Annotated in this window: 30 protein-coding genes; 21 read left to right on the top strand and 9 right to left on the bottom strand. The window is 57.0% G+C overall.

What is annotated here, in order from left to right; translation table 11 throughout:
- Window position 1 precedes the first annotated feature (1 nt).
- The 4 genes from rplF (at window position 2) to rpmD (ending at window position 1,793) form a co-directional block, all read left to right on the top strand.
- On the top strand, window positions 2-535 hold the full coding sequence (rplF, locus tag AC2TEM_RS21035; protein ID WP_170392896.1) for a 50S ribosomal protein L6: 534 nt from the start codon (window positions 2-4) through the stop codon (window positions 533-535).
- Between the two features lie 11 nt (window positions 536-546).
- Window positions 547-906, top strand: coding sequence for a 50S ribosomal protein L18 (gene rplR, locus AC2TEM_RS21030; RefSeq protein WP_170392895.1), 360 nt, complete (start codon window positions 547-549; stop codon window positions 904-906).
- Window positions 907-1,022: 116 nt separating this feature from the next.
- Window positions 1,023-1,592, top strand: a complete 570-nt coding sequence (gene rpsE / locus AC2TEM_RS21025) for a 30S ribosomal protein S5 (RefSeq protein ID WP_155148691.1) — start codon at window positions 1,023-1,025, stop codon at window positions 1,590-1,592.
- Between the two features lie 12 nt (window positions 1,593-1,604).
- Window positions 1,605-1,793, top strand: a complete 189-nt coding sequence (rpmD, locus tag AC2TEM_RS21020; protein ID WP_039538297.1) for a 50S ribosomal protein L30 — start codon at window positions 1,605-1,607, stop codon at window positions 1,791-1,793.
- Window positions 1,794-1,906: 113 nt separating this feature from the next.
- On the opposite strand, the gene AC2TEM_RS21015 is transcribed toward rpmD, so the two are convergent.
- The gene (locus tag AC2TEM_RS21015; protein WP_170424545.1) at window positions 1,907-2,461 is read right to left on the bottom strand and encodes a hypothetical protein; all 555 of its coding nucleotides are present in this window, start codon (window positions 2,459-2,461) and stop codon (window positions 1,907-1,909) included.
- A 189-nt stretch (window positions 2,462-2,650) separates the two neighbouring features.
- On the opposite strand from AC2TEM_RS21015, the gene AC2TEM_RS21010 reads away from it, so the two are divergent.
- From AC2TEM_RS21010 to rplQ, 8 genes are all read left to right on the top strand, one after another.
- Window positions 2,651-2,866 (top strand): DUF1127 domain-containing protein, encoded by a 216-nt coding sequence (locus AC2TEM_RS21010; RefSeq protein WP_170424547.1) that lies wholly within the window; start codon window positions 2,651-2,653, stop codon window positions 2,864-2,866.
- A gap of 201 nt (window positions 2,867-3,067) precedes the next feature.
- Window positions 3,068-3,541, top strand: coding sequence for a 50S ribosomal protein L15 (rplO, locus tag AC2TEM_RS21005; protein WP_170424549.1), 474 nt, complete (start codon window positions 3,068-3,070; stop codon window positions 3,539-3,541).
- 109 nt (window positions 3,542-3,650) lie between these two features.
- On the top strand, window positions 3,651-5,015 hold the full coding sequence (gene secY / locus AC2TEM_RS21000) for a preprotein translocase subunit SecY (protein ID WP_170392890.1): 1,365 nt from the start codon (window positions 3,651-3,653) through the stop codon (window positions 5,013-5,015).
- The gene (locus tag AC2TEM_RS20995; protein WP_170424551.1) at window positions 5,012-5,656 is read left to right on the top strand and encodes an adenylate kinase; all 645 of its coding nucleotides are present in this window, start codon (window positions 5,012-5,014) and stop codon (window positions 5,654-5,656) included. Before secY ends, AC2TEM_RS20995 begins: the two co-directional genes overlap by 4 nt.
- Before the next feature lie 200 nt (window positions 5,657-5,856).
- Window positions 5,857-6,225, top strand: a complete 369-nt coding sequence (rpsM, locus tag AC2TEM_RS20990) for a 30S ribosomal protein S13 (RefSeq protein WP_008757392.1) — start codon at window positions 5,857-5,859, stop codon at window positions 6,223-6,225.
- A gap of 15 nt (window positions 6,226-6,240) precedes the next feature.
- Complete coding sequence (rpsK, locus tag AC2TEM_RS20985; protein WP_008757289.1) at window positions 6,241-6,630, top strand: 30S ribosomal protein S11; 390 nt, start codon at window positions 6,241-6,243, stop codon at window positions 6,628-6,630.
- 114 nt (window positions 6,631-6,744) lie between these two features.
- Window positions 6,745-7,761 carry a DNA-directed RNA polymerase subunit alpha gene (locus AC2TEM_RS20980; protein ID WP_010437127.1) on the top strand — a complete coding sequence of 339 codons (1,017 nt, stop codon included), beginning with the start codon at window positions 6,745-6,747 and terminating at the stop codon, window positions 7,759-7,761.
- A 118-nt stretch (window positions 7,762-7,879) separates the two neighbouring features.
- Window positions 7,880-8,302: a 50S ribosomal protein L17 gene (rplQ, locus tag AC2TEM_RS20975; protein WP_170392888.1), complete on the top strand. Its 423-nt coding sequence runs from the start codon at window positions 7,880-7,882 to the stop codon at window positions 8,300-8,302.
- 87 nt (window positions 8,303-8,389) lie between these two features.
- Here the strand turns inward: rplQ and budA are convergent, their stop codons facing one another.
- On the bottom strand, window positions 8,390-9,178 hold the full coding sequence (gene budA / locus AC2TEM_RS20970; protein ID WP_170424553.1) for an acetolactate decarboxylase: 789 nt from the start codon (window positions 9,176-9,178) through the stop codon (window positions 8,390-8,392).
- A gap of 228 nt (window positions 9,179-9,406) precedes the next feature.
- On the opposite strand from budA, the gene AC2TEM_RS20965 reads away from it, so the two are divergent.
- The 9 genes from AC2TEM_RS20965 to AC2TEM_RS20925 all read left to right on the top strand — a co-directional run bounded on the left by AC2TEM_RS20965 (window position 9,407) and on the right by AC2TEM_RS20925 (window position 19,417).
- The gene (locus AC2TEM_RS20965; RefSeq protein WP_170425250.1) at window positions 9,407-10,792 is read left to right on the top strand and encodes a trypsin-like peptidase domain-containing protein; all 1,386 of its coding nucleotides are present in this window, start codon (window positions 9,407-9,409) and stop codon (window positions 10,790-10,792) included.
- Window positions 10,793-10,795: 3 nt separating this feature from the next.
- A complete protein-coding gene (locus tag AC2TEM_RS20960; RefSeq protein WP_170392886.1) occupies window positions 10,796-12,109 on the top strand; it encodes a replication-associated recombination protein A in 1,314 nt (437 codons plus the stop codon).
- 104 nt (window positions 12,110-12,213) lie between these two features.
- Window positions 12,214-13,257 (top strand): RluA family pseudouridine synthase, encoded by a 1,044-nt coding sequence (locus AC2TEM_RS20955; protein WP_170424555.1) that lies wholly within the window; start codon window positions 12,214-12,216, stop codon window positions 13,255-13,257.
- Window positions 13,254-13,925 carry an HAD-IA family hydrolase gene (locus tag AC2TEM_RS20950; protein ID WP_170424557.1) on the top strand — a complete coding sequence of 224 codons (672 nt, stop codon included), beginning with the start codon at window positions 13,254-13,256 and terminating at the stop codon, window positions 13,923-13,925. The genes AC2TEM_RS20955 and AC2TEM_RS20950 overlap by 4 nt, the downstream gene beginning before the upstream one ends.
- 4 nt (window positions 13,926-13,929) lie before the next feature.
- The gene (locus AC2TEM_RS20945; protein ID WP_170424559.1) at window positions 13,930-14,637 is read left to right on the top strand and encodes an ATP12 family protein; all 708 of its coding nucleotides are present in this window, start codon (window positions 13,930-13,932) and stop codon (window positions 14,635-14,637) included.
- A 206-nt stretch (window positions 14,638-14,843) separates the two neighbouring features.
- A complete protein-coding gene (locus tag AC2TEM_RS20940; RefSeq protein WP_170392882.1) occupies window positions 14,844-15,863 on the top strand; it encodes an amino acid ABC transporter substrate-binding protein in 1,020 nt (339 codons plus the stop codon).
- A gap of 124 nt (window positions 15,864-15,987) precedes the next feature.
- Window positions 15,988-17,256, top strand: coding sequence for an ABC transporter permease subunit (locus AC2TEM_RS20935; protein ID WP_170392881.1), 1,269 nt, complete (start codon window positions 15,988-15,990; stop codon window positions 17,254-17,256).
- Between the two features lies 1 nt (window position 17,257).
- Complete coding sequence (locus AC2TEM_RS20930) at window positions 17,258-18,613, top strand: amino acid ABC transporter permease (RefSeq protein WP_170424561.1); 1,356 nt, start codon at window positions 17,258-17,260, stop codon at window positions 18,611-18,613.
- Between the two features lie 12 nt (window positions 18,614-18,625).
- Window positions 18,626-19,417, top strand: a complete 792-nt coding sequence (locus AC2TEM_RS20925) for an amino acid ABC transporter ATP-binding protein (protein WP_304621965.1) — start codon at window positions 18,626-18,628, stop codon at window positions 19,415-19,417.
- 47 nt (window positions 19,418-19,464) lie between these two features.
- Here the strand turns inward: AC2TEM_RS20925 and AC2TEM_RS20920 are convergent, their stop codons facing one another.
- The 7 genes from AC2TEM_RS20920 to yidC all read right to left on the bottom strand — a co-directional run bounded on the left by AC2TEM_RS20920 (window position 19,465) and on the right by yidC (window position 25,679).
- The gene (locus AC2TEM_RS20920; RefSeq protein ID WP_170424563.1) at window positions 19,465-19,962 is read right to left on the bottom strand and encodes a histidine phosphatase family protein; all 498 of its coding nucleotides are present in this window, start codon (window positions 19,960-19,962) and stop codon (window positions 19,465-19,467) included.
- Window positions 19,959-20,612: a ferredoxin gene (locus AC2TEM_RS20915; protein WP_170424565.1), complete on the bottom strand. Its 654-nt coding sequence runs from the start codon at window positions 20,610-20,612 to the stop codon at window positions 19,959-19,961. Before AC2TEM_RS20915 ends, AC2TEM_RS20920 begins: the two co-directional genes overlap by 4 nt.
- The gene (locus AC2TEM_RS20910) at window positions 20,612-21,403 is read right to left on the bottom strand and encodes a sterol desaturase family protein (RefSeq protein WP_170424567.1); all 792 of its coding nucleotides are present in this window, start codon (window positions 21,401-21,403) and stop codon (window positions 20,612-20,614) included. Before AC2TEM_RS20910 ends, AC2TEM_RS20915 begins: the two co-directional genes overlap by 1 nt.
- Before the next feature lie 57 nt (window positions 21,404-21,460).
- Complete coding sequence (gene argB, locus AC2TEM_RS20905; RefSeq protein WP_170424570.1) at window positions 21,461-22,324, bottom strand: acetylglutamate kinase; 864 nt, start codon at window positions 22,322-22,324, stop codon at window positions 21,461-21,463.
- Window positions 22,325-22,471: 147 nt separating this feature from the next.
- Window positions 22,472-23,125 (bottom strand): ribosome biogenesis GTP-binding protein YihA/YsxC, encoded by a 654-nt coding sequence (yihA, locus tag AC2TEM_RS20900; RefSeq protein WP_170402761.1) that lies wholly within the window; start codon window positions 23,123-23,125, stop codon window positions 22,472-22,474.
- The gene (locus AC2TEM_RS20895) at window positions 23,122-23,859 is read right to left on the bottom strand and encodes an MOSC domain-containing protein (RefSeq protein ID WP_480707640.1); all 738 of its coding nucleotides are present in this window, start codon (window positions 23,857-23,859) and stop codon (window positions 23,122-23,124) included. The genes yihA and AC2TEM_RS20895 overlap by 4 nt, the downstream gene beginning before the upstream one ends.
- Window positions 23,856-25,679, bottom strand: a complete 1,824-nt coding sequence (yidC, locus tag AC2TEM_RS20890) for a membrane protein insertase YidC (protein ID WP_480856394.1) — start codon at window positions 25,677-25,679, stop codon at window positions 23,856-23,858. Before yidC ends, AC2TEM_RS20895 begins: the two co-directional genes overlap by 4 nt.
- Window positions 25,680-25,722 lie beyond the last annotated feature (43 nt).

The following is a 25,722-nucleotide window of genomic DNA, read 5'->3' as shown; positions in this document are numbered from 1 at the left end:
AATGTCTCGTATTGGTAAAAAACCGGTCGAGCTGCCCAGCGGCGTTACCGCCTCTGTGTCGGGTCAGACCATCGAAGTGAAAGGTCCGAAAGGCACCCGTAGCTTCACCGCCACCGACGACGTTACGTTGTCGGTTGAAGACAACGTGGTCAAGATCGATCCCCGTGGCATGTCCAAGCGTGCGCGTCAGCAGTGGGGCATGAGCCGCACCATGGTCGCCAATCTTGTTGAAGGCGTAACAAACGGCTTCAAAAAAGAGCTGGAGATCCAGGGTGTTGGTTACCGGGCTCAGATGCAGGGCAATACCCTGAAGCTGAACCTAGGCTACAGCCACGATGTTGATTTCACTGCTCCGGAAGGTGTCACCATCACCGCACCGAAGCAGACCGAGATCGTTGTGGAAGGTATCGACCAGCAGCAGGTGGGCGAAGTCGCGGCCAAAATCCGCGAATGGCGCCGTCCCGAGCCGTACAAAGGCAAGGGCATCCGCTATAAGGGCGAGTTCATCTTCCGCAAGGAAGGCAAGAAGAAGTAAGGACGCAGACAATGGCAAACAGCAAAAGAACCCTGTTTCTGAAGCGCCGCCTGCGCGTTCGGAACAAACTTCGCAAGGTCAACGCGGGTCGTCCGCGTCTGTCCGTACACCGTTCGAACAAGAACATCTCTGTTCAGCTGATCGACGACGTACGTGGCGTGACCCTGGCCGCAGCCTCGACCCTGGAAAAGGATCTGGGCGTTGTGGGCAAGAACAACGTCGAAGCGGCCACCAAAGTGGGCGCGGCCATCGCCGAGCGTGCCAAAAAGGCGGGCGTCGAAGAGGCTTATTTCGATCGTGGCGGTTTCCTGTTCCACGGCAAGGTGAAGGCTCTGGCCGACGCTGCGCGTGAAGGTGGTCTGAAGATCTAAGACTTGCGGGCAGCTTTGCGGCTGCCCCGATGATCCGGGGGCCTCGGCGACAGTCGGGGCTCACTTGGATTGAACTAAACGGCGCCGCATGCGCCACATGAGAAAAGGGATGCCAAATGGCAGAACGTGAAAACCGTCGGGGCCGTGGCCGCGACCGTGAAGAAGCACCGGAATTTGCAGATCGTCTGGTCGCAATCAACCGTGTGTCGAAAACCGTAAAAGGTGGTAAGCGCTTTGGCTTCGCCGCTCTGGTGGTTGTCGGCGATCAGAAAGGCCGCGTCGGCTTTGGCAAAGGTAAAGCGAAAGAAGTACCTGAGGCCATCCGCAAGGCAACCGAACAAGCCAAGCGTCAGATGATCCGCGTGCAACTGCGCGAAGGTCGGACCCTGCACCACGACATCGAAGGCCGTCACGGCGCCGGTAAAGTGGTTATGCGCACCGCACCTGAAGGTACTGGTATCATCGCCGGTGGTCCGATGCGTGCCGTGTTCGAAATGCTGGGCGTGAAGGACGTTGTGTCCAAATCGCTGGGCTCGCAGAACCCGTACAACATGATCCGCGCCACCATCAACGGCCTGCAGAAAGAGCAGAGCCCGCGTTCGGTTGCCGCACGTCGTGGCAAAAAGGTTGCTGACATCCTGCCCAAGCGGGACGAAGCACCGGCTGCTGCTGAAGCAGAAGCATAAGGAGAGCGACCCATGGCAAAAACCATCGTCGTCAAGCAGATCGGCTCCCCGATCCGCCGCCCCGCCGAACAGCGCGCAACCCTGATCGGCCTGGGCCTGAACAAGATGAACCGCACCCGCGAGCTGGAGGACACTCCTTCGGTCCGCGGCATGGTCAACAAGATCCCGCATCTGGTTGAGATCATCGAAGAGCGCGGCTAAGCGCGAGTTCATTGAAAAAAATTTTGAACGCCCTCGACATAGTCGTGGGCGTTTTTTAATTTCAAAGATTTTGAGGACATTTTCCTAGGAACTGGTCCCTGTGTTCTCGAAATTTAATAGAAAACTGTCAATCGCATCATGTGGGACATTAGAATTTCTGAAAAATCATCTGGAAGTGGGACGTTCTCTTCAGACCATATTGACGCTTTGATTAACTCAGGACCAAATCGATCACCGAAGTATCGATTGTTATGAAACAAAACGATCTCAGTCATGGTTCGATCATCAATAACATGACCTGCTCGAAATCCTGACAAGAGGCCAGCCCTCATGCGAATGTGCTGGAAGCTGTAACATCGGCCTTCAACTTGAATAACTAGGTTTGAACAAAAAATCTTGCGCTCGGGAATGTACCTGTCCTCATAAGAAGAAAATCCACCAACATCATAGGGCGAAATCACGGTGAGATTTGCTCCCACCTTTCCCGCGCAAGTAACGCAGCGATAAGTGAGTCTGTTTTCGGCGAAACTAATTCTCCAATCGCTGGTATCTTGCATTTGGATCATCACCGGCGAGTCAAGAAGGATGTCAAATCGACCCTCTTCAGCAAATGCTGAGCCTATGCTCAGAAAGGCGGCTATTATCGAACTATAGATTATTGTTCTCATCGTGACGTCCCGTTTGCCTAATCAAATGAATACTATCTAAGCAGATTTGACGCCATTCCCCCATCGCATACCCGCTAGACCAAAACGCGTGTTGTTAGCGGTATCGAACACTCCTATCTGAGCTTTGTCCACAAAGGAACAAATGGAAACGCCCGGGGAATACGCCTCGGTACAGAAAGGAAATTAGATATGGCACATACAGCTACACTGACACATGGCGGCTTCAACCTGAGCGCTCGTATTGCGAGCTTTGTTGAGCGCGTAAAAGAAAACCGCGCACGGGCTGCGGAATACAGCCGCACCTATCGCGAATTGCAAAGTCTGACCAATCGCGAGCTTGATGATATCGGCGTACGCCGCTGTGATATCGCAGATATTGCACGCGACCACGCATATTGCGCGTAACACCTGAACCACTCACCGTTGAAGAGGCGCCAATCTGGCGCCTCTTTTGGTTTTGGCAATTGTGATGGATCAAACCTTGCAACGCAGGGCACAACGCTGTAGAGCGCTCCGGTGGATTTCCATCCACGAGAATCAAAATCAAGAAATGCCGTGTTTGGCCCATCACGCTTCGGGGGTCACATCCGGCTTAGGAGAAGCGAAATGAAACTGAACGAATTGCGCGACAATCCTGGCGCTAGCCCGAAACGCACCCGCGTTGGCCGTGGTCCCGGTTCTGGCAAAGGTAAAATGGGTGGCCGTGGTATCAAAGGCCAGAAATCCCGTTCGGGTGTGGCCATCAATGGCTACGAAGGCGGCCAGATGCCGCTGTACCAGCGCCTGCCCAAGCGTGGCTTCAATAAGCCGAACCGCAAGGCATTCGCCGTTATCAATCTGGGCCTGATCCAGAAATTCGTCGACGCCGGCAAGCTGGACGCCAAAGCTGCGATCACCGAGGACGCGCTGGTTGCGTCCGGTCTGGTCCGTCGCAAGCTGGACGGTGTCCGCGTTCTGGCCAAAGGTGAAATCACCGCCAAAGTGAACCTGGAAGTCACCGGTGCTTCTAAATCTGCTGTTGAAGCGGTTGAGAAAGCGGGCGGCTCACTGACGGTCACAAAAGCTGCTGCGGCAGAGTAAGCGCTTGTGAGCGGGCGCAGACCCGCTTACATAGACCTCAGAGTTTTCCAAGACGCCGCCCGAGCCGGAAAACGGTTCCGGGCGGTGTTTTCATAAGAGAGACCGATTTATGGTATCAGCAGCAGAACAAATGGCAGCCAACACAAGCTGGGCTGCTTTGGGCAAAGCCACCGATCTGCGCAACCGCATCCTGTTCACGCTGGGTTTGTTGATCGTCTATCGTCTGGGCACCTTCATTCCGGTCCCAGGTATCGACGGGCAAGCACTGCGCGAGTTCATGGAGCAAGCGGGGCAAGGCATCGGCGGCATGGTTTCGATGTTCACCGGCGGGGCGCTGGGGCGGATGGGTATCTTTGCCCTCGGCATCATGCCCTATATCTCGGCCTCGATCATCGTGCAGCTGCTGACATCGATGGTTCCCGCGCTCGAACAGCTTAAGAAAGAGGGCGAGCAAGGGCGCAAGAAGATCAACCAATACACCCGTTTCGGTACCGTGGCTCTGGCTACCGTTCAGGCTTATGGTCTGGCGGTTTCGTTGGAATCGGGCGATCTTGCGACCGATCCGGGCATGTTCTTCCGTATGTCGACCATGATCACTTTGGTCGGCGGCACCATGTTCTTGATGTGGCTGGGCGAGCAGATCACCGCACGCGGCATCGGCAACGGTATCTCTCTGATCATCTTCGTCGGCATCATCGCCGAGGTTCCCGCAGCTCTGGCGCAGTTCTTCGCTTCGGGCCGCAGCGGTGCGATCAGCCCCGCCGTGATCGTGGGTGTGATCATCATGGTCATCGCCGTGATCACCTTTGTGGTGTTCATGGAGCGGGCCCTGCGCAAGATCCATATCCAATACCCGCGCCGTCAGGCTGGTATGAAAGTCTACGAAGGCGGCTCCAGCCACCTGCCGGTCAAAGTGAACCCGGCGGGTGTGATCCCTGCGATCTTTGCAAGCTCGCTGCTGTTGCTGCCGGTAACGATCTCGACCTTCTCGTCGGGCGCCACAAATGGCCCGGTGATGTCGTGGCTGCTGGCCAACTTCGGCCCCGGACAGCCGCTTTATCTGCTGTTCTTCGCTTCGATGATCGTGTTCTTCGCCTATTTTTACACGTTCAACGTTTCGTTCAAGCCGGACGATGTGGCGGACAACCTGAAAAAGCAGAACGGTTTTGTGCCGGGTATCCGTCCCGGCAAGAAGACCGCCGAGTATCTGGAATACGTCGTCAACCGCGTGCTGGTTCTGGGTTCGGCCTATCTGGCGGCCGTTTGTCTGCTGCCTGAAATCCTGCGGGGCCAGTTTGCTATCCCGTTCTATTTCGGCGGCACCTCGGTTCTGATTATCGTCTCTGTGACCATGGACACGATCCAACAAGTCCAGAGCCACCTGCTGGCGCATCAATACGAAGGGCTGATTGAAAAGTCCCAGCTGCGCGGCAAAGGCAAGAAACGCGGCAGAAAGGGAGCTGCTCGTCGATGAACATCATTCTTCTCGGCCCCCCGGGGGCAGGCAAAGGAACGCAGGCGCGTCACCTGGTTGAAACCCGCGGTATGGTGCAACTCAGCACCGGAGACATGCTGCGCGAGGCGAAAACCTCGGGCACGGAGATGGGCCAGAAGGTTGCTGCGATAATGGACGCGGGTAAGCTGGTCACCGATGAGATCGTGATCGGCCTGATTGAAGAGAAACTGACCACCGAAAAAGGCGCCGGTTTCATCTTTGACGGCTTCCCCCGGACGTTGGCGCAGGCCGACGCGTTGTCGGCTTTGCTGACCAAGCTGGGACAGTCGCTGCATACGGTGATCGAGATGCGTGTGGACGATGACGCGCTGGTGGACCGGATCACGGCGCGGTCAACCTGCGGCGGGTGTGGTGAGGTATATAACGACAACACCAAGCCGATCCCGGCGGATGGAAAATGCACCAATTGCGGCAAGGAAAATGACTTCGTCCGTCGCGCCGACGATAACGAAGACAGCCTTCGTACGCGCCTGATGGAATACTACAAGAAGACCTCGCCGCTGATAGGCTATTACTACGCCAAAGGCGATCTGCGTCCGGTGAACGGGCTGGCGGATATCAAGGAAGTCACCGCGTCGATCGAGGCGGTTCTAGGCTGATATCAATATGGGCTTGACGGCACCGCCAAAAGCCCATATCGACCCCCATCCCTAAAGGGAATCAAGATCGCATGCGGGATTCGTCCCAATTGCCCCGACCACCTCGAATAATACTGGACCCTCTGGCGTCACTGCCACGGTCAAGTGTTGTGAAAAAAGGTTCCGGAGTTACGGAACCGCAACAAAAAGGAAAGTGACACGTGGCACGTATTGCCGGCGTAAACATCCCGACTGCAAAGCGGGTACCAATCGCCCTCACATATATCACCGGTATCGGAAACACCTCGGCCAAAGCAATCTGCGAAGCCGTAGGCATCGAAGCGCACCGTCGCGTCAATGAACTGTCCGACGCCGAAGTTCTGGCCATCCGCGAGCACATCGATGCGAACTTCACCGTTGAAGGTGACCTGCGTCGTGAAGTTCAGATGAACGTCAAGCGCCTGATGGACCTGGGCTGCTATCGCGGTCTGCGTCACCGCCGCAACCTGCCGGTTCGCGGTCAGCGTACCCACACCAATGCTCGTACCCGCAAAGGCCCCGCAAAGGCCATTGCCGGTAAGAAGAAATAAGGGAGGGTCTGACCGATGGCACGTGATAAGACTCGCGTTAAGCGCAAAGAGCGTAAGAACATCGCATCGGGCGTTGCCCATGTGAACTCGACCTTCAACAACACCAAGATCCTGATCTCGGACGTACAGGGCAACGCCATTTCGTGGTCGTCTGCCGGTACCATGGGCTTCAAAGGATCGCGGAAATCGACACCCTACGCCGCACAGATGGCTGCAGAAGATGCAGGCAAGAAGGCGCAGGAACATGGCGTCAAGACGCTGGAAGTCGAAGTTCAGGGCCCCGGTTCGGGTCGTGAATCGGCTCTGCGTGCGCTGGCTGCAGTGGGCTTCAACATCACGTCGATCCGCGACGTGACCCCGATCGCTCACAACGGCTGCCGTCCGCCGAAGCGTCGTCGCGTCTAAGCGATTTTGAATTAAGCTGGGGCTGTGTTTTTGCACGGCCCCAGCACGTCATTTTGAACCTCGGGCGTCTGCACCTTGTTGGTCATGGGGCGCGGACAGGAATGGAGGGATTACATGATCCATAAGAATTGGGCAGAATTGATCAAGCCGACCCAGCTTGACGGCAAGCCGGGCAATGATCCCGCACGTCAGGCAACCCTGGTTGCAGAACCGCTGGAACGTGGCTTTGGTCTGACCCTGGGCAACGCGCTGCGCCGTGTTCTGATGAGCTCGCTGCAAGGCGCGGCCATCACCAGCGTTCAGATCGACAACGTCCTGCACGAGTTCAGCTCGGTTGCCGGTGTACGTGAAGACGTCACCGACATCATCCTGAACCTCAAAGGCGTGTCGCTGCGCATGGAAGTCGAAGGCCCCAAGCGCCTGTCGATCAATGCCAAAGGCCCCGCAGTAGTTACCGCTGGCGACATCAGCGAAAGCGCTGGCATCGAGGTTCTGAACCGCGATCACGTCATCTGCCACCTGGACGATGGCGCAGACCTGTTCATGGAGCTGACCGTCAACACCGGCAAGGGCTATGTCTCGGCTGAGAAGAACAAGCCCGAAGACGCACCCATCGGCCTGATCCCGATCGACGCGATCTACTCGCCGGTCAAAAAGGTTGCCTATGACGTTCAGCCGACCCGTGAAGGTCAGGTTCTGGACTATGACAAGCTGACCCTGAAAATCGACACCGACGGTTCGATCACGCCCGAGGATGCGCTGGCATTTGCCGCACGCATCCTGCAGGATCAGCTGTCAATCTTCGTCAACTTCGATGAGCCGGAATCGGCTGGCCGCCAGGACGAAGACGATGGTCTGGAGTTCAACCCGCTGCTGCTGAAGAAAGTGGACGAGCTGGAACTGTCGGTCCGTTCGGCAAACTGCCTGAAGAACGACAACATCGTTTACATCGGCGATCTGATCCAGAAGACCGAAGCCGAGATGCTGCGCACTCCGAACTTCGGCCGCAAGTCGCTGAACGAGATCAAGGAAGTGCTGTCCGGTATGGGTCTGCACCTCGGCATGGATGTCGAGGACTGGCCGCCCGACAACATCGAAGATCTGGCCAAAAAATTCGAAGACGCGTTCTAAGCGCGTCTTCACAAATGCCCGGGCTGCCGGGGACCATATGGGCACTTCCGCCCCAAGGAGAGCCGGTGACACGCATCGCCGGCCAGACAAAGCAAAACGCGAAAGAAGGAACTAGAAAATGCGTCACGCACGTGGTTATCGCCGCCTGAACCGTACTCATGAGCACCGCAAAGCTCTGTTTGCAAACATGGCTGGCTCGCTCATCGAGCATGAGCAAATCAAAACAACTCTGCCCAAGGCAAAAGAACTGCGCCCGATCGTTGAAAAACTGATCACTCTGGGCAAGCGCGGCGACCTGCACGCCCGCCGTCAGGCCGCAGCACAGCTGAAAGAAGACAAAGACGTCGCCAAGCTGTTCGAAGTTCTGGGCCCTCGTTACGCCGAGCGTCAGGGCGGTTATGTCCGTATCCTAAAAGCAGGCTTCCGCTATGGTGATATGGCACCGATGGCGATCATCGAATTCGTTGACCGCGACATCGACGCCAAAGGCGCAGCTGACAAAGCTCGTGTTGCCGCCGAAGAGGCCGCAGACGAAGAATAAGCCTTGGCTATATCTGAGTTTCAGCCCCCGCGTCGCAGACGCGGGGGTTTTCTTTTGCTCTGTGTGAAAATTCAAGTCGGCCTAAATTTAATTGCTTTCGGCTTTCAGAATACCATCCGCCGACGCTCCCGCGGACAAATTGGCGTCAGAGAAATCTTCTGTCTCTGGCAGTTCCAGATGAAGAGACGAGGTGTGATCGATTTCGATCTTTCCCCGGGTCAATGTGTAATCAAGTACGTGCCCACCGGTGGTCCGGTCGTCAGAGATGAAATGCAAGTGGTAACCCGGTACGCCGATCCCGACTGCGTAGTCAGGGCAGCGGAACCCGAGAATAGTTCCCTCCACGTTTTCCAATTCAAACTCGGCCTGCGTTTTGACCACTTCCAGCAAAGGTTTGTATGGCCGTTCCTGTTTCAACACGTTTCGATACCTAATGTGTTTGATCAATCCGGTGAAACGAACCGCATAAAACAGGTTCTTTGCATCGGCCATGTCATCCAAACCCTCCTCGAAACCGGATTTGTTAATCGGAGAATCCAACGCGAGCGAAATCGTTGGTTCAAAGTCAATGACGGCTGCGTATGGTGTCAGCGCGCCGTTATCCGCAATTGTCGCTTTGCCTTCCCCATCCAGGCGATAAGCGACACCATCCAGCACCACCATTTCTCCGTCCAGGGCGTTGAAGGTACCGAGACCGAAATCTCCGTGTTCCAGCAGCTGACCGATGGAAACAGTCCCGTCATAGACTCCCTGCATGACGGCACTCAGTAGTGAGGCCTGGTAATACTCGTGGGCGTGCTCTTCCCGCACAAAGCTCTTATTTTGATGATGAGAGGCAAGGGCCGTTGCAAAGGTCAATTCCCGGTCTTTGTGCATGGTCGTTCCCTCTGATTGGATTCAGCGCCAAGTCCAACACATAGCACAATTCCCTGTGAAACTTTTGCAACGCTTTGCGAAGCCATAATGCTCAAGCAGGATATTTGTGCGAATAGCTCAAAAGAAAGCGGTAGGTCCTCAGCATTGTCGAAGGCAGCGGGTTATGTCGCTTGCAATCTTTGCATCGGCCCCGCATATCCGGTTGGCGATATTGCCGGAGGGCCGATGATGCTAAGACTATTGTGTTCCCTAGTATTGCTGATGGGCGCAATACCGGCAGCCGCGGAGACGCAGGTACCAAAAAGCCAGACCGAAATCAGCCTCGGGTTCGCCCCTGTCGTAAAGCAGGCTGCCCCGGCGGTTGTGAACATCTACGCCAAGATTGTGCGCGAAGGGCGGGCAAATCCGCTGTTTTCTGACCCGTTCTTTCAGGACTTCTTTGGCCGTGGATTTGGGACGCCACGCCCCCGTGTGCAGAATTCGCTCGGCTCTGGCGTGATCCTCACTGGTGATGGGTATGTGGTGTCAAACTACCACGTTGTGGGGATGGCATCGGAAATTCAGGTCGTGACTACCGACCGTCGTGAATTCACTGCCGAGGTGGTTTTGGGCGACAAAGAAAGCGACATTGCAATCTTGCGGTTGGAAGAGGCAAACGATCTGCCTTTCCTGCAGATGCGCGATTCCGATCAGGTCGAGGTCGGAGAATTGACGCTGGCGATCGGCAATCCGTTCGGCGTCGGCCAAACTGTTTCGTCAGGTATTATTTCAGGTTTGGCGCGCACCGGAACTGCAACCGGAAACGCACGAGGGTACTTCATTCAAACCGATGCGGCGATCAACCCGGGCAATTCCGGTGGCGCGCTGATCGATGTGAATGGTGATCTGATTGGTATCAATACTTCAATCCTGACCCGCTCGGGCGGGTCGAACGGTATCGGCTTTGCCATTCCGGCCAATTTGGTAGCCGAATTCCTGCGGCAGGCGCAGTCTGGAAACGAAAGCTTCGTAAGTCCTTGGGCAGGAATGGCCGGTCAACACATGAGCGCGGACATAGCCGAGTCTCTGGGTATGGCCATCCCTCTAGGTGTGGTGATTTCTGACTTGCATGAACTGAGTCCGCTGGCAGAAGCGGGTCTGCGGGTCGGTGACGTTGTCACTCATGTCGACGGAGACGAGGTGAATTCTCCGGCCGAGATGAAATTTCGCATGGCTGTTGCCGGGGTAGGTGGAAAGTCGGTCCTGACTCGGCTGCGGGGCGAAGACCGCTCGGATATTGAAGTGGCGCTGATCAAACCGCCTGAAACGCCTGCGGCGGATGAGACTACGCTGGACGAGGATACGGTCATGCCAGGTCTGATCGTTTCGGGCGTAAATCCGGCGGTGATCGTAAAGCTTGGCTTGTCGCTGTCTCAGACCGGCGTCGTGGTGGTTGATCCGAGCCGCTATGGCGGCCGCGCAGGATTGCGTGTGGGCGATGTCGTAAAAGGTATCAACGGAACCAGAACCGAGACACCGGAGGATATCGTTCAGGCCCTGACCGATCCAGGTCGCCGGGTACAGATGGAGATTGAGCGGGGAAGCCGGTTAATCTCATTGCGGTTTCGGTTGTGATCCGTGAGTGACTTGTTCGATACCGGTTCTGCGGAACCAACCGCTTCGCCGCACAGGCCGCTTGCGGATCGCTTGCGCCCACAATCCCTGTCTGAGGTGATCGGGCAAGAGCAGGTTTTGGGACCAGATGCGCCATTGGGGGTGATGCTCGCGTCAGGTAGCCTGTCCAGCCTGATCTTCTGGGGCCCGCCGGGTGTAGGAAAGACAACCATCGCCCGGTTGCTGGCGCAGGAGACCGATCTGCATTTCGTACAGATCAGCGCGATTTTTACCGGTGTGCCGGATCTGAAGAAGGTATTTGAGGCTGCTAAAATCCGTCGTCAGAACGGGCAGGGCACCTTACTATTTGTTGACGAAATCCACCGTTTCAATAAAGCGCAACAGGACGGGTTTCTGCCGCATATGGAGGACGGCACGATCCTCCTGGTTGGCGCGACGACCGAAAACCCTTCCTTCGAGCTAAACGCGGCGGTACTCAGCCGGTCTCAGGTGTTGGTTCTGGAACGCCTTAGCCTTGCTGATCTTGAGCGTTTGACACAACGCGCCGAGAAAGAGCTTGACCGCGCCTTGCCACTAACGTCTGCCGCCCGCGAGGCGCTGCAGGAGATGGCGGATGGCGACGGTCGCGCACTACTGAACCTGATTGAACAGGTAGCTGCTTGGAAAGTGGACGCCGATCTGGACCCGGATGCATTGTCGACGCGCCTGATGCGGCGGGCCGCAAAATACGACAAATCGGGGGATGAGCATTATAATCTGATCTCAGCCCTGCACAAATCGGTGCGTGGATCGGACCCTGACGCGGCGCTGTATTGGTTTGCGCGGATGCTGACCGGCGGCGAAGACCCGCGCTATCTGGCGCGGAGGATCACGCGGATGGCGGTTGAAGATATCGGTTTGGCCGATCCTCAGGCGCAATCGATCTGCCTGCACAGTTGGGAAACCTATGAACGGCTGGGCTCGCCCGAGGGCGAGTTGGCACTGGCGCAGGCGTTGGTGTATCTGGCTCTCGCTCCGAAATCGAACGGGGCCTATGTGGGGTATAAGGCGGCGATGCGGCTGGCCAAGCAATCGGGCAGTGAACCGCCACCCAAACATATCCTGAACGCTCCGACATCGCTGATGAAGGATCAGGGATATGGTGCAGGGTATGCCTATGACCACGATGCCGAAGATGGGTTCTCGGGTCAGAACTATTTCCCGGATGATATGAAGCGCCCGGTTCTCTATCAGCCGGTAGAGCGTGGTTTTGAGCGCGAGCTGAAAAAACGGCTGGAATACTTCGCCAAGCTGAGGACGCAACGCAATCAGGGCTAGACTTGACTTTGCACCCGATGCGCGCGACAGACGCGCATGATTTCTAAGGCACTGAAACAAGCACAATCCGGGCGGATCAGCCGTGCGGAACAAGGGGCAATGGCATGAGCGGCGTACAGGTGATCACCGTAGCAGAGGGCGATGGCGACCAGAGGCTGGATCGTTGGCTGCGCCGCCTGTTTCCTCATGTCAGCCAGGGCCGGATCGAGAAGATGTGCCGCAAGGGTGAACTGCGCGTAGATGGCAGTCGGGTCAAAGCTTCGACGCGGCTAGAGGCCGGGCAGTCCGTGCGCGTGCCGCCGCTGCCAGACGCCGACCATAAGCCCGCTGTCGTAAAGCATCGTGTTTCGGACGCTGACGCAAAGATGATCCAGTCTTGCGTGATTTATAAAGACGATCACGTGCTGGCGCTGAACAAGCCGCATGGCTTGCCAGTTCAGGGTGGCAGCGGTCAAACCCGCCATGTGGACAGCCTGTCCGAAGCGTTACGCTTTGGGTATGACGAGAACCCGCGCCTTGTGCATCGGCTGGACAAAGACACCTCGGGCGTACTGCTGTTGGCCCGCACGCGCGAGGCTGCCAAGGGGCTGACCGCTGCGTTCCGGCATCGTAACACCCAAAAGATCTATTGGGCGCTGGTAGCTGGTGTTCCAACTCCGTACCTGGGCGAAATCAAGACCGGGCTGGTCAAGGCACCGGGGCATGGTAAGCATGGCGAAGGCGAGAAGATGATCGCTGTTCATCCGAGCGAGGTGAACGATACGCCCGGCGCGAAACGCGCGCATACGCTCTATGCAACGCTCTATCGCGTTGCAGGGCGGGCAGCCTGGGTTGCGATGGAGCCGGTGACGGGGCGGACCCATCAGCTGCGCGCACATATGGCGGCGATCGGCCACCCGATCATTGGCGATGGGAAATATGGCGGCTCGGGGCAGGAAAACCTCGGCGATGGCTGGGGCGCGCAGTTGGGAGGTATCATCAGCAAAAAGCTGCACCTTCACGCCCGCAGCCTGTCCTTTGAACACCCGATGACCCGCAAACCCATCTCGCTTACGGCGCCTTTACCGGATCATATGAAACACAGCTGGGATACGCTGGGCTGGACCGAAGACCTCGCTGCAGATGATCCGTTTGAGGAGTTGCGATGAACGCCCCATTGCGGCTGGTCCTGTTTGATGTGGATGGCACTCTGGTCGATAGTCAGGGTGCCATTGTTTCGGCAATGACCGCCTGTTTTCAGGCGCAGTCACTGCCGGTCCCGGATCGTGACGCGATCCTGTCCATCGTCGGTTTATCTCTGCCCCATGCAATGGCGCGTCTGGCAGCAGATCAGTCCGAACGGATACAAGACGCATTGGTTGACGGTTATAAGCAGGCCTATCACGCGCAAAGGTTGGAGCAGGGCGCCGCAAGCTCGCCGCTGTATCCCGGTGCGCGCCAAGTGATTGAGGCTCTTCACGCTCAGACCGAGGTACTTTTGGGAGTGGCCACAGGCAAGTCTCAGCGCGGGCTTGATGCGCTGCTTGAAGGGCATGGGTTGCAGCAGCATTTTATTACTCGTCAGGTAGCAGATCACCATCCGTCCAAGCCGCACCCGTCGATGATAGAAACAGCTTTGGCTGAAACGGGCGTGCCGGCTGCGCAAGCCGTCATGGTGGGCGACACCAGCTTTGACATGGATATGGCCGCAGCCGCGCAAGTTGCCGGGATCGGTGTCAGCTGGGGTTATCACGATCGTCGGGCACTGACGGCCGCGACACATGTGATCGAAACATTCGAAGAATTGCCAGGCGCACTGGCAAAGATCTGGGGCTAAAGAGATGAGCGAGTGGAAACCCAAACGCTTCTGGACGACAAGCACGGTCGTTGAGACCGACGGGGGCTATACGGTTGAACTGGATGGTCGGCGGGTCAAAACGCCCGCCAAGGCTGCGATGGACCTGCCCACGCGCGCCATGGCCGAGGCCGTTGCACGGGAATGGGATGCGCAGGAAAAGGAAATTGATCCGACCACGATGCCGTTCACCCGTTCGGCCAATGCGGCGATTGACAAGGTGCGGCACCAGCATGGTGAGGTTGCCGATATGCTGGCCGATTACGGCGACTCGGATCTGCTGTGTTATCGGGCGACCCATCCCGAAACGTTGCAAAGACGGCAATCCGAGGTCTGGGACCCCGCCCTGGATTGGGCTGCAGACGCGCTGGGCGCACGGTTGATTCCGCGCGCCGGGGTGGTGCATCAACCGCAAGCTGCCGAAGCGCTGCAACGTCTTCGTAGCCGGGTGCTTGGCCTGAATGCGTTCCAGCTGGCGGCGTTTCATGACCTCGTCAGCCTGTCGGGGTCATTGATTCTTGGTTTTGCCGCTGCGCAGAATTGGCGCAAACCGGACGAGATATGGCGCATTTCTCGGCTGGACGAGCTTTGGCAGATCGAACAATGGGGCCACGACGATGAGGCACATGCTGCCGCCGAAGTGAAACGGGCCGCCTTTCTGCACGCAAAGCAGTTCTTTGACCTCTCGTTCTGAGACGGATTCTCGTCAAATCGTGAATTTGTGTCCGATTCTGGCAGAAAAGACCTATCGTTTTCCCTGATCCAGCCCTTGACGTTTGTTGATGAATACGCCCAAACTCGGGCCACTAAAGGGGAGACACCTTTTGGGTAACCTTTCTGGCGCCTATGCGCCGGATCGAACCGTTCCATTCAGGGATGGAAAATCAGGAAGAGGTAAAAATGAAAAAATCCGTAATTTTGGGCGTGGCAACCATTGCCGGCCTGGCTGCTGGCGCAGCTGCAGCGGGTACCGTTGACGACGTGAAAGCCCGCGGCAAGCTGAACTGCGGCGTCGCAACCGGCGTACCCGGCTTTGCCAGCCCCGATGCCAATGGTGAGTGGCAGGGTTTTGACGTGGCCGTATGCCGCGCGGTAGCCGCCGCCGTACTGGACGACCCAAGCGCCGTTGAGTTCATCCCGACCACCGGTAAAACGCGTTTCACCGCGCTGGCTTCGGGCGAGATTGACATGCTGGCCCGTAACACCACGTGGACCTTCAGCCGCGACGTCGACCTGAAGTTCGAATTCGTCGGCATCAACTACTACGATGGTCAGGGTTTCATGGTTCCCAAGGCACTGGGCGTCAGCTCGGCCAAGGAACTGGACGGTGCAACAGTTTGTATCCAGACCGGCACCACCACCGAGCTTAACCTGGCGGATTTCTTCCGCATCAACAACATGAGCTACGAGCCGGTTCCGATCGAAACCAACGCCGAAGCGCAGCAGCAGTATCTGGCTGGTGCCTGTGACGTTTACACCACCGACGCATCGGGTCTGGCTGCTACGCGCGCCACCTTTGAAAACGCAGGCGACCACGTGATCCTGCCCGAAATCATCTCGAAAGAGCCGCTGGGCCCGCTGGTCCGTCACGGCGATCACGAGTGGGGCGATGTGGTCCGCTGGACCCTGAACGCACTGATCGCAGCGGAAGAGCTGGGTGTAACCTCGGCGAACATCGACGAGATGTCCAGCGGTGCCACCGACAACCCAGAGGTAAACCGCCTGTTGGGTACCGAAGGTACGCTGGGTGAGATGTTGGGTCTGGACGCGAACTGGGCACAGCGTGCGATCAAAGTCGGCGGTAACTACGGCGAAGTGTTTGCCAAGAACATCGGTGAGGAAACCCCGATCGGTCTGGCACGCGGCCTGAACGCACAGTGGACCGATGGTGGCCTGCTGTACGCACCGCCTTTCCGCTAAGATCCACGGAAAAGGGCGCGGGGGAACCCGCGCCCTTTTTCCTTCCATAAGAAACACGCCCGGAACGATCTGAGCAGAGGCAAACTCTGCCAACATCCGGGATGCACGGGGATATACATAGGTCATGACGACACTCACTGACCCGCCGAAGGAGCACTTCCGGCTGTCCATGCTCCTTTATGATACGCGGTACCGATCTGCGACCATTCAGGTCATAGCGATGATCGGTTTCATGCTTCTGGCAGCCTGGATTATCAACAACACCATTCAGAACCTTGAAACGCTGGGCAGAACAGTCGGGTTCGACTTTTTTGCCGAACCGGCCAGCTATGACATCAACCAACGCCTGCTGGAATACGACTCGCGCGATACCCATCTGCGCGCAGCGTTTATAGGCCTGCTAAACACTCTGGTTGTTGCAGTTCTGGGCTGTATCACAGCAACGATCATCGGTGTCATGGTCGGTGTTTTGCGCCTGTCGAATAACTGGCTGATCGCGCGGATCATGACAGTCTATGTCGAGATGTTCCGTAACGTTCCAGTGCTGCTTTGGATCGTGTTCGCCATGGCGATCCTGATTGAAAGCCTGCCAGCACCGCGCGCCTTCCGAGGTGAAAACCCAGAAGCCACGATGGATCTTTTTGGCACGGTCGCGGTCACAAATCGCGGGGTCTATATCCCCGAGTTTCTGTTCTCGCGCGGATTGGGCGATATCCACCTTTTCGGTACATCAAGCCTGCGCTTTGATGTTTCGCTTGACCTGATCGCCTTCCTGATCGTGTTTGGCGGCAGCATCTTTGCGATGCGTAAGGTTTCGGCCTGGGCCAATTCAACGCAAGAAAAGACCGGCGATCGCCCGACCATCTGGCACATCCAACTGGGCCTTTTGTTCGTGCCATCAGCCATCCTGCTGGGCGTTCTGGGTTTTCACCTGGGCTACCCTGAGCTGAAAGGCTTCAACTTCAGCGGCGGTACCCACCTTCGTAACTCGCTGATTGCCTTGTGGCTGGCCCTGTCGCTGTACACTGCGGCATTCATCGCCGAGATCGTGCGCGCCGGTATTCTGGCCATTTCCAAGGGTCAGACCGAGGCCGCATCCGCACTGGGCCTGCGCCCGGGCCGGACCATGCGTCTGGTGATCTTGCCGCAGGCGTTGCGGGTGATCATCCCGCCAATGATCTCGAACTATCTGAACCTGACCAAGAACTCGTCACTGGCGATCGCGGTCGGATATATGGACATCACGGGTACGCTGGGTGGCATCACAATGAACCAGACCGGTCGCGAGCTGGAATGCGTTCTGCTGCTGATGCTGGTCTACCTGTCCATCTCGCTGAGCATTTCGGCGGTGATGAACTGGTACAACAACCGTGTCAAACTGGTGGAGCGGTAATATGAGTGATGTTTCATTTGTCCGCACGGAAATGTTGCCGGAACAGGCACCACCCGCCTCCGAGGTCGGTGTACTGGGCTGGATCAAGCATAACCTGTTTTCAAGCTGGCTGAACGCGATCCTGACGATCGTCTCGTTGGTCTTCATCTACTATGTGCTCTCCAACATCCTGTCCTGGACGTTCGAATCCGTTTGGAACGCCAATTCCCTGTCGGAATGTCGTGAGATCATGATGGCTACGTGGGGCGATACGCATGGTCATGCCTGCTGGGGTGTGATCAAGGATCGTTGGCTACAGCTGCTATATGGGTTCTATCCGCCGTATCCGGCGCATCCGGATGCCACATGGTCGAACCCGCCTGAAATAGGGGCATGGCCGGCCTATTTCCGTCCGAACCTGACCTTCATCCTGTTGTTGGTTGCTATTGCGCCAGTGTTGTTCACTAAGGTGCCGCGTAAGCTGTTGATTGTAACGGCGGCTTATCCGTTCCTGCTGCCTTGGCTGATGTGGGGTGGGTCGATCTGGGGGCCGCTCATGGTCGCCGCCGGATTTGCCATCGGGTATTTCGCGTACAAGTTTGCGCTTCCGGTTGCCGGGTCTCTTGCCGCGATTATCCTTGCGATTGCGCTGCCCATACTATGGTGGCTGTTTGCTGCCGGTTCCGTGGCTGACGCAATCAATGCAATCATTCCGATCGGTATCGCGCCGGTGGAAAGCCGCGACTTTGGTGGCTTTATGCTAGCGATCCTGTTGGGTGTCGTGGCCATTGGTGTTTCGCTGCCTATCGGTATCGTGCTGGCGCTGGGTCGTCAGTCCGATCTGATGATCGTCAAATACCTGTGCGTGGGCTTTATCGAGTTCATTCGGGGCGTGCCGCTGATTACCCTGCTGTTTGTGGCATCGCTGTTGCTGAACCTGTTCCTGCCGCCGGGCACTAATTTTGACATCATCCTGCGGGTGATGATCATGATGACCCTGTTCTCGGCCGCCTATATGGCCGAGGTGATCCGGGGTGGTCTGGCCGCCCTGCCGCGTGGTCAGTACGAAGGCGCAGACAGTCTGGGCCTGAACTACTGGCAGGCGCAGCGGCTGATCATCATGCCACAGGCGCTGAAAATCTCGATCCCGGGCATCGTGAGCACGTTCATCGGTATCTTCAAGGATACGACTTTGGTCTCGATCATCGGTCTGTTCGACGTGATTGGTCTGACCAACGGCATCCGCGCCGATACCGCATGGAACGGCGTCTACTGGGAACTGTTTGCCTTTATCGGCGTTCTGTTCTTCGTGGTTTGCTTCTCCATGTCCCGTTATTCCATGTACCTGGAGCGCAAGCTTCAGACTGGCCACCGTTAAGGAGTTCAACACATGTCTGAACTTGCAATTGAACGCGAAATCGACCGCTCCAAAATGCAGGTGAGCGACGAAATCGCCATCGAAATCACCAACATGAACAAGTGGTACGGGGCCTTCCACGTGCTGCGCGATATCAATCTGACCGTCAATCAGGGCGAGCGGATCGTGATCGCGGGGCCGTCGGGGTCGGGCAAGTCTACCCTGATCCGCTGCCTGAACGCGCTGGAGGAACACCAGCAGGGCACGATCATTGTGGATGGGACCGAGCTGTCGAATGACCTGAAAAACATCGACAAAATCCGGTCCGAGGTTGGCATGGTGTTCCAGCACTTCAACCTGTTCCCGCACCTGACCATTCTGGAAAACTGCACGCTGGCCCCGATCTGGGTGCGCAAGACGCCCAAGAAAGAGGCCGAAGAGCGCGCGATGCATTTCCTGGAAAAGGTGAAGATCCCTGAGCAGGCCGACAAGTATCCCGGTCAGCTATCGGGTGGTCAGCAGCAGCGTGTGGCGATTGCCCGCTCGCTGTGCATGATGCCGCGGATCATGTTGTTCGATGAACCTACATCGGCGCTGGACCCTGAGATGATCAAAGAGGTGCTCGACACCATGATCGAGCTGGCCGAGGAAGGCATGACCATGCTGTGTGTGACCCACGAGATGGGCTTTGCCCGCCAGGTCGCCAACCGCGTGATCTTTATGGATGCCGGTCAGATTGTGGAGCAGAACGAACCGGAAGAGTTCTTCAACAACCCGCAGAGCGAACGGACCAAGTTGTTCCTCAGCCAGATTCTGGGACACTAAATTCGGATAAGAAAACCAAGAAGGCGGGGTGTCGACCTCGCCTTTTTCTATTCCAGCAGCTCGCGTGGGATCGTGAAGCCCAGAACCTCACCCTGATGCCATTCGAGCGCATTCCAGTCGGGGATATCGAACCGGATTACAGTCGTTGCACAAGTCGGATAGTCGTAGAATCTCGAATGATCGGGCTGGTTGCGTACCAGCCGATTTGCAAAAGCAGCGATGCCGGGATTATGCCCCAGCATGAGTACGGTATTGCCGGTGGCTGTGGCCAATTCGGCGAACATCTCATCGGGGCCTGTCAGATACAAGGCGGGGGTAAAGCGGAATTCCGGGGTGCTCAGCCCCAATCTGTCCCACGTTTCCCGGGTGCGCTTGGCGCTTGAGCAGATAACGTCATCCGGCAGCCAGCCATTGCTTTGCAGCCACGCCCCAATCGCGGGGGCCGATTTGCGTCCTCGATTGTTCAACGGGCGGTCGTGATCTTCGGCAAAGGGATCGCCCCAACTGGACTTGGCATGGCGCATTAGGATCAGTGTGCGGGTCATGATCGGTGAAATGCTTTCATGTGATGCGCAGATTGCTCTGGCTGGCGCTCTGCGCCGGCGCTGAGAGGGCAGGCGAGCCGGGCAAGGCAGCCTTTATTCATGCAGCTGTGTCCCGCTTTGGTATCGAGATGATCATGACAGGCTGCCACGTCATAGAAGCTGTGGGTGTTCAATGCCCCAACCGGACAGGTTGTTGCACAAGGCGCGGGGCATTCTGTGCAGGGTGACGATTGAGAAACGGATGGAATTGAGAACTCATCCGCAAAATGCAACGCACCACGGAATGACATCATCATCCCTACCGTATCGTGCACCAGGGCCCCGACCGGGCTGCTGAAGGTGCGACCGGACTTAAGTGCCCAGTCAATGAAGGGTGCGTATGGTGGGCCGCCGAACGGATAGTAGGCGGTGCCCCTCATGTCCCGCGCAAGCTGGCCGATCACCCGTCTGGACCAGCGATCAACCGGGTCGGGTTGGCCATCCTGCCACTCAGCCGAGGCCTTCAGAGCGGGCCAGAATGCCCCCGCAGCCCCCAGAAGGATTAGGGTTCCGTCATCAAGTTGCTTTGCTTCACTGGGCCTTGGATGAAGTGCACCCATAACTATCAGCCCAACCTGAGTGGCTGCTCGTTCGACATTGGCGTAGGTCATCAACGGCGGAAGGGCAGAGCCAGGCTCCAGCCCAGTTTTGTTGGTCGATCGTCCTGCCATTCCAATCCCACGCTCATTTGTTCGTGCCCGTCCCGAGGTTGTGCGATGTAAGTCCCCAGCATTCGGTCCCAGATAGACAGTGCAAAGCCATAATTGCTGTCATGCTCTGTTCGGAATACCGAATGATGTACGCGATGCATATCGGGTGTCACAAGAATCCTACGTACCACAGCGTCAACGGCAAGGGGGAGCTTCAAGTTTGAATGATTGAACAACGCTGTGCCACTAAGAAGGATCTCGAACAGGAACACAGCCAGGGCGCTGGCGCCGAGCAGATAGATTAGCCCGATTTTCAGGATCATGGACAACGCGATTTCAACAGGGTGAAAGCGGACTGCAGTAGTGACGTCCATGTCTCGGTCGGCGTGATGCACACGATGTAGCCGCCAAAGGATTGGCACCTTGTGGGTAATCAGATGCTGTAGCCAGATTGCAAAGTCCAGAATCAGCACACACAGAATAAGCTCAACCCACCCTGGCCAGGCGAGCCAATTAAAAACGCCCAATCCATTTTTCCCGGCATCAATGGCAGCGCCAACTGCCAATAAGGGCAACCCAATCGCCATAGTCCTGAGCATCAGTGTGTTCAAAACAGTGATTGATAGATTGGTTAGCCACCGATTTTTTCGCGGACAGGTTCGTAAGCGTTTTGGCGCAATTGTCTCTGCCGCCGCAAACACAACAAACAGGATCAAAAACACGCTTAGGCGAAATAGGGGCTCGTTCTCCATACATTCACAATCGGGCATGTTAATGCCCGGTGCAAGATGTTGAAGATCACTATGGCGTTAATCAGGACGGATCAAGGATCCGGCACCGTGTTCCGTAAACAGTTCGAGCAGCACCGCATTGGGCGCGCGCCCGTCCAGAATAACGACCGCCCGAACGCCATTATGCAGCGCGTCCAGCGCAGTTTCGGTTTTTGGAATCATCCCACCCGCAATAGTGCCTTCACGCGTCATCTCACGAATTTGGCCAGCCTTGAGCTCGGTCACGACATCGCCCGCTGCGTTCTTGACGCCCGCTACATCGGTCAGCAGCAGCAGGCGGTCTGCCTTAAGAGCTGAGGCGATCGCCCCGGCTGCAGTGTCGCCATTCACATTGAAGGTTTCGCCATTCCGACCTGCGCCCAGCGGCGCGATCACAGGGATAACATCATGCGCAAACAGGTCATGCAGGACTTTGGGGTTCATCTCGGACGGAGTGCCGACAAACCCGAGCGAGGCGTCAGTCTGTTCGCACATCATCAAATGGGCATCCTTGCCCGACAGACCCACAGCCATGCCACCCTGCGCATTGATCGCCTGCACGATCCGCTTGTTCACAAGGCCCGACAGGACCATTTCGACTACTTCGACTGTGGCTTTGTCCGTCACGCGTTTACCACCCACAAACTTGGACTGGATATCCAGTTTGTCGAGCATCGCATTGATCATCGGGCCACCGCCGTGCACGACGACCGGGTTTACGCCAACCTGACGCATAAGCACCACATCGCGCGCAAAGCTTTCCATGGCTTCGTCGCTGCCCATGGCGTGGCCACCTAGCTTGATGACGACAATCGCACCGTCGTATCGCTGCAGATAGGGCAGGGCGCTGTTCAATGTGGCGGCGGTGGCGATCCAATCCCGGTTCATATCTCGTGTCTTCATGGCTGATTGTCCCTCTGGGACCCTGTGTTAGGGCGTTTGGAGGATGGTGCCAAGACCGGATCGCGGAAACAGCCAATCTGAACGGGCCGTACCCGATGGGCGCAGCCCGGCTTCCTTAGCTCATGACTTGGATATTGCTGAACAGCGTCACTCCAGATGCGCAATGATCGAACGCAGGGTCGGAATGCCGTCGCCCTTCTCGGATGAGGTCAACACGATCTCGGGGAAGGCTGCAGGATGTTTCGAAAGCGCGGCGCGCACCTGGTCCAGCACTTTTTCCCGGTCTTTTGCTTTGACCTTGTCGGCCTTTGTCAGAACGCACTGAAAGGTCACTGCGCTGGTATCCAGCAGCTTCATGATCTCGGCGTCCACAGGTTTCACCCCATGGCGCGAGTCGATCAGGACGAAGGCACGGCGCAGGGTCTGACGTCCACTCAGATACTGTTTCAGCAGACGTTGCCATTTTTCCACGACCTTCACCGGCGCGTTCGCATACCCGTACCCAGGCAGGTCGACCAAATAGAGTTCAGGCCCTTGCGTGAAAAAGTTGATTTCTTGAGTACGCCCCGGCGTGTTCGAGGCACGTGCTAACCCCTTGGTGCCCGTTAGCGCGTTGATCAAGCTGGATTTACCGACATTCGAACGCCCGGCGAAACATACCTCCAGCCGATCGGGGGCAGGCAGGCCATCCATGGCAACGACGCCTTTGACGAATTCGGATGGCCCGGCAAAAAGCTTTCGACCGGTTTCCGTTGCGAATTCATCTGGCGTTTCAGCTAGTGGAAAGGGAAGTGGGGTCATAGAACCTGAACCTCGTCACCGGTGTGAATGGTGCCGCCTTCCAGAACTTCGGCATAAACGCCAAAATCCTGATGATCCCAGCTGCTCAGCGCACCCAGTGTGTCGGCATCCCGCTCACCCGTTTCAGGGTTGGCGGTTGTCGCCAAACACCGCGTGATGCGTTCGCGCACATGAAAAACGGCCTCGCCGATCCGGATGTCGCGGCCAATCCAGTCGAACTCATTCCACAGCGGCAGGCCATCGAACCAGATATTTCCGCGCCAGCGAGCGATAGAAAGATCCCTGCCTAGCTTCTGTTCGACCGCCCGATGCGACGACATGTTGCACAAACTGATCGAAGGAAAATCGCTGTCCGTCATGCCGCGATTAGCGGCGCGGACAATGCGGGCAGACGCAGCGCGATCTGCAGGCATCAGCGGTTTGACCCAGTCCAGAAAGGTATCCTGTTGCACGTCGGGCTCAAAGCTTAGATCGGGGCGATTGGGATGGCTCAGCGTGACCGAGTCGCCTTGCAGCTGCGCCGAGATTGCCATCAACTGAGGGGCCTTCGCGCCTCGGCTGAAATTGGCGCAGGGTGCCCATTCCGATCCATCCGCTTTCGACGCCTCATGTGCAACCGCCCAAACACGATCCCCGGGCATGGTATGCCCGGGGATCATGGTAATGCGATCAAGGCGTTCACGCCCGTGACTTTTGATCGGGTGCCGCCAAATGCTGGTGACCGAACCGCTCATTTGTCGTCCGTCTTTGTCGTTCGTTTGAAGCCTGATTTGATGTTGCCGAATACATCGGGCGTATAGCCCTGGCTCCGCATGATCAGGTATTGCTGGGTAAATGTGATCGTGTTGTTCGCGATCCAGTAGACCACCAAACCGCTGGCAAATCCGCCCAGCATGAACATGAACACCCATGGCATCCAGGCAAAGATCATCGCCTGTGTTGCATCGGTCGGTGCCGGGTTCAGTTTCTGCTGCAGCCACATCGAGATACCCAGCAGCAATGGCAGGATACCGATAAAGATCAGCGCCATGAAGCTTTCAGGCTGCGGTGCCGCCCAAGGCAGCCAGCCAAAGAAGTTGAAAATTGAGGTCGGATCCGGAGCGCTGAGGTCCTGGAACGGGCCAAACCATGGGGCTTGACGCAGTTCGATGGTGACAAAAATCACCTTGTACAGCGAGAAGAAGATGGGGATCTGCATCAGGATCGGCAAACAGCCTGCGGCCGGGTTAACCTTTTCCTTCTTGTACAGCTCCATCATGCCTTGCTGCATCTTCTGGCGGTCATCCCCTGCGGCCTCTTTCAAGGCTTCCATCTGGGGCTGCAGTTCCTTCATCTTTGCCATCGAGACGTAGGATTTGAAAGCCAGCGGGAACAGGATCGCCTTGATGATCAGGGTCAGGCCGATGATGGACCAGCCCATGTTGCCGATCAGCAGGTTGATGTTGTGCAGCAGCCAGAAGATCGGCTTGGTCAGGAAGAAGAACCAGCCCCAGTCGATGCTGTCGATGAACTTCTGCACACCTTCGGCCTGGTATTCCCGAATGGCTTCCCATTCCTTGGCACCAGCGAACAGGCGTGTGGTCACTTCAGCAGTCTCACCCGGCGCTACAGTCAGCGTCGGCAGCACCGTTTCGGTTTGATAGATTTTGCGGCGCGAGTCATATTTTGCGGCTGCTTTGAAGGTCGAGCCCGGCTCTGGGATCAGCGTGGTCATCCAGTAGTGATCCGTGAAGCCGATCCAGCCATCTTCCTTGACCTGATAGACCTCGGCCTGCGCCCGTTCGTTCGGGTCGATGTCAAAATCGCGGACATCACCATAGTCAACTTCTGACAGCGTGCCGTCCGCCATGCCGATCACACCCTCATGCAGGATGAAGAAGTTTTTCAGGCCTGGAAGGTCGCCATCTTCACCAATACCGTGACGTGCAAGAATGCCATAGGGGGCCATGCCCACCTCGGTTTGGGTCGCGTTTTCAACCGATTGGGTAACCGTGAACATGTAGTCCTGATCGACCGCGATGGTGCGGCGGAAAGTCAGGCCATTGCCATTGTCCCAGGCCAGCGTGATGGGGCTGTCTACGCCAAGCGTCTCACCCTCTTCCAATGTCCAGAGCGTGTTGGGGCCCGGAACATCCGCACCTGCAACCCCTGTACCCGGTGCCCAGCCGTAAAGGGCATAATAAGCCGATTCCGAACCAACCGGAGACAGCAGCTCAACAATAGGCGCGCCTTCTTCGATCGAGACTTTGTAATCTTTCAGAAACAGCTCATCGATCCGCCCGCCGGACAGGGACAGGCTGCCTTTCAGACGGGGGGTGTCGATGTTGACGCGAGGGGCTTGTTCCTCTGGCAGTGTTTCCTCGGCGGTCGCTGTGGCTTCACCCACGGTGCTGGTCGCGCTGGGTGTTTGCACCTCGTCGCCTTCCAGAGCTGCAATTTCTGCAGCGTCCTGCGTCGTGGTTGATTCCGGCGGTGGGAACAGCACGAACCAGACAAGGATCACCAGAAAGCTGAGCGCGGTTGCAAGGATGAGATTTTTGTTCTGATCGTCCATCGGGGACAGCCACCTTGAGCAGTGAAACACACCCGGTGGGTTC

This window comes from Ruegeria sp. HKCCD3925 (assembly GCF_057221175.1).
The sequence above is the reverse complement of the archived record's forward strand: the minus strand, read 5'-3'. Positions and strand labels throughout refer to the sequence as shown.

What these genes read in the sequence shown, in the direction of transcription:
- AC2TEM_RS20965 (WP_170425250.1), top strand. Translation starts at nt 9,407, where the DNA reads ATGCTAAGACTATTGTGTTCCCTAGTATTGCTGATGGGCGCAATACCG.
- AC2TEM_RS20935 (WP_170392881.1), top strand. Translation starts at nt 15,988, where the DNA reads ATGACGACACTCACTGACCCGCCGAAGGAGCACTTCCGGCTGTCCATG.
- budA (WP_170424553.1), bottom strand. Translation starts at nt 9,178, where the DNA reads ATGCACAAAGACCGGGAATTGACCTTTGCAACGGCCCTTGCCTCTCAT.
- rplO (WP_170424549.1), top strand. Translation starts at nt 3,068, where the DNA reads ATGAAACTGAACGAATTGCGCGACAATCCTGGCGCTAGCCCGAAACGC.
- rplR (WP_170392895.1), top strand. Translation starts at nt 547, where the DNA reads ATGGCAAACAGCAAAAGAACCCTGTTTCTGAAGCGCCGCCTGCGCGTT.
- AC2TEM_RS20930 (WP_170424561.1), top strand. Translation starts at nt 17,258, where the DNA reads ATGAGTGATGTTTCATTTGTCCGCACGGAAATGTTGCCGGAACAGGCA.
- AC2TEM_RS20940 (WP_170392882.1), top strand. Translation starts at nt 14,844, where the DNA reads ATGAAAAAATCCGTAATTTTGGGCGTGGCAACCATTGCCGGCCTGGCT.
- AC2TEM_RS20945 (WP_170424559.1), top strand. Translation starts at nt 13,930, where the DNA reads ATGAGCGAGTGGAAACCCAAACGCTTCTGGACGACAAGCACGGTCGTT.
- secY (WP_170392890.1), top strand. Translation starts at nt 3,651, where the DNA reads ATGGTATCAGCAGCAGAACAAATGGCAGCCAACACAAGCTGGGCTGCT.
- argB (WP_170424570.1), bottom strand. Translation starts at nt 22,324, where the DNA reads ATGAAGACACGAGATATGAACCGGGATTGGATCGCCACCGCCGCCACA.
- AC2TEM_RS20915 (WP_170424565.1), bottom strand. Translation starts at nt 20,612, where the DNA reads ATGACCTACGCCAATGTCGAACGAGCAGCCACTCAGGTTGGGCTGATA.
- AC2TEM_RS21015 (WP_170424545.1), bottom strand. Translation starts at nt 2,461, where the DNA reads ATGAGAACAATAATCTATAGTTCGATAATAGCCGCCTTTCTGAGCATA.
- yihA (WP_170402761.1), bottom strand. Translation starts at nt 23,125, where the DNA reads ATGACCCCACTTCCCTTTCCACTAGCTGAAACGCCAGATGAATTCGCA.
- yidC (WP_480856394.1), bottom strand. Translation starts at nt 25,679, where the DNA reads ATGGACGATCAGAACAAAAATCTCATCCTTGCAACCGCGCTCAGCTTT.
- AC2TEM_RS20895 (WP_480707640.1), bottom strand. Translation starts at nt 23,859, where the DNA reads ATGAGCGGTTCGGTCACCAGCATTTGGCGGCACCCGATCAAAAGTCAC.
- AC2TEM_RS20950 (WP_170424557.1), top strand. Translation starts at nt 13,254, where the DNA reads ATGAACGCCCCATTGCGGCTGGTCCTGTTTGATGTGGATGGCACTCTG.
- AC2TEM_RS20925 (WP_304621965.1), top strand. Translation starts at nt 18,626, where the DNA reads ATGTCTGAACTTGCAATTGAACGCGAAATCGACCGCTCCAAAATGCAG.
- rpsK (WP_008757289.1), top strand. Translation starts at nt 6,241, where the DNA reads ATGGCACGTGATAAGACTCGCGTTAAGCGCAAAGAGCGTAAGAACATC.
- AC2TEM_RS21010 (WP_170424547.1), top strand. Translation starts at nt 2,651, where the DNA reads ATGGCACATACAGCTACACTGACACATGGCGGCTTCAACCTGAGCGCT.
- AC2TEM_RS20955 (WP_170424555.1), top strand. Translation starts at nt 12,214, where the DNA reads ATGAGCGGCGTACAGGTGATCACCGTAGCAGAGGGCGATGGCGACCAG.
- rplQ (WP_170392888.1), top strand. Translation starts at nt 7,880, where the DNA reads ATGCGTCACGCACGTGGTTATCGCCGCCTGAACCGTACTCATGAGCAC.
- rpmD (WP_039538297.1), top strand. Translation starts at nt 1,605, where the DNA reads ATGGCAAAAACCATCGTCGTCAAGCAGATCGGCTCCCCGATCCGCCGC.
- rpsE (WP_155148691.1), top strand. Translation starts at nt 1,023, where the DNA reads ATGGCAGAACGTGAAAACCGTCGGGGCCGTGGCCGCGACCGTGAAGAA.
- AC2TEM_RS20920 (WP_170424563.1), bottom strand. Translation starts at nt 19,962, where the DNA reads ATGACCCGCACACTGATCCTAATGCGCCATGCCAAGTCCAGTTGGGGC.
- rplF (WP_170392896.1), top strand. Translation starts at nt 2, where the DNA reads ATGTCTCGTATTGGTAAAAAACCGGTCGAGCTGCCCAGCGGCGTTACC.
- AC2TEM_RS20995 (WP_170424551.1), top strand. Translation starts at nt 5,012, where the DNA reads ATGAACATCATTCTTCTCGGCCCCCCGGGGGCAGGCAAAGGAACGCAG.
- AC2TEM_RS20980 (WP_010437127.1), top strand. Translation starts at nt 6,745, where the DNA reads ATGATCCATAAGAATTGGGCAGAATTGATCAAGCCGACCCAGCTTGAC.
- AC2TEM_RS20910 (WP_170424567.1), bottom strand. Translation starts at nt 21,403, where the DNA reads ATGGAGAACGAGCCCCTATTTCGCCTAAGCGTGTTTTTGATCCTGTTT.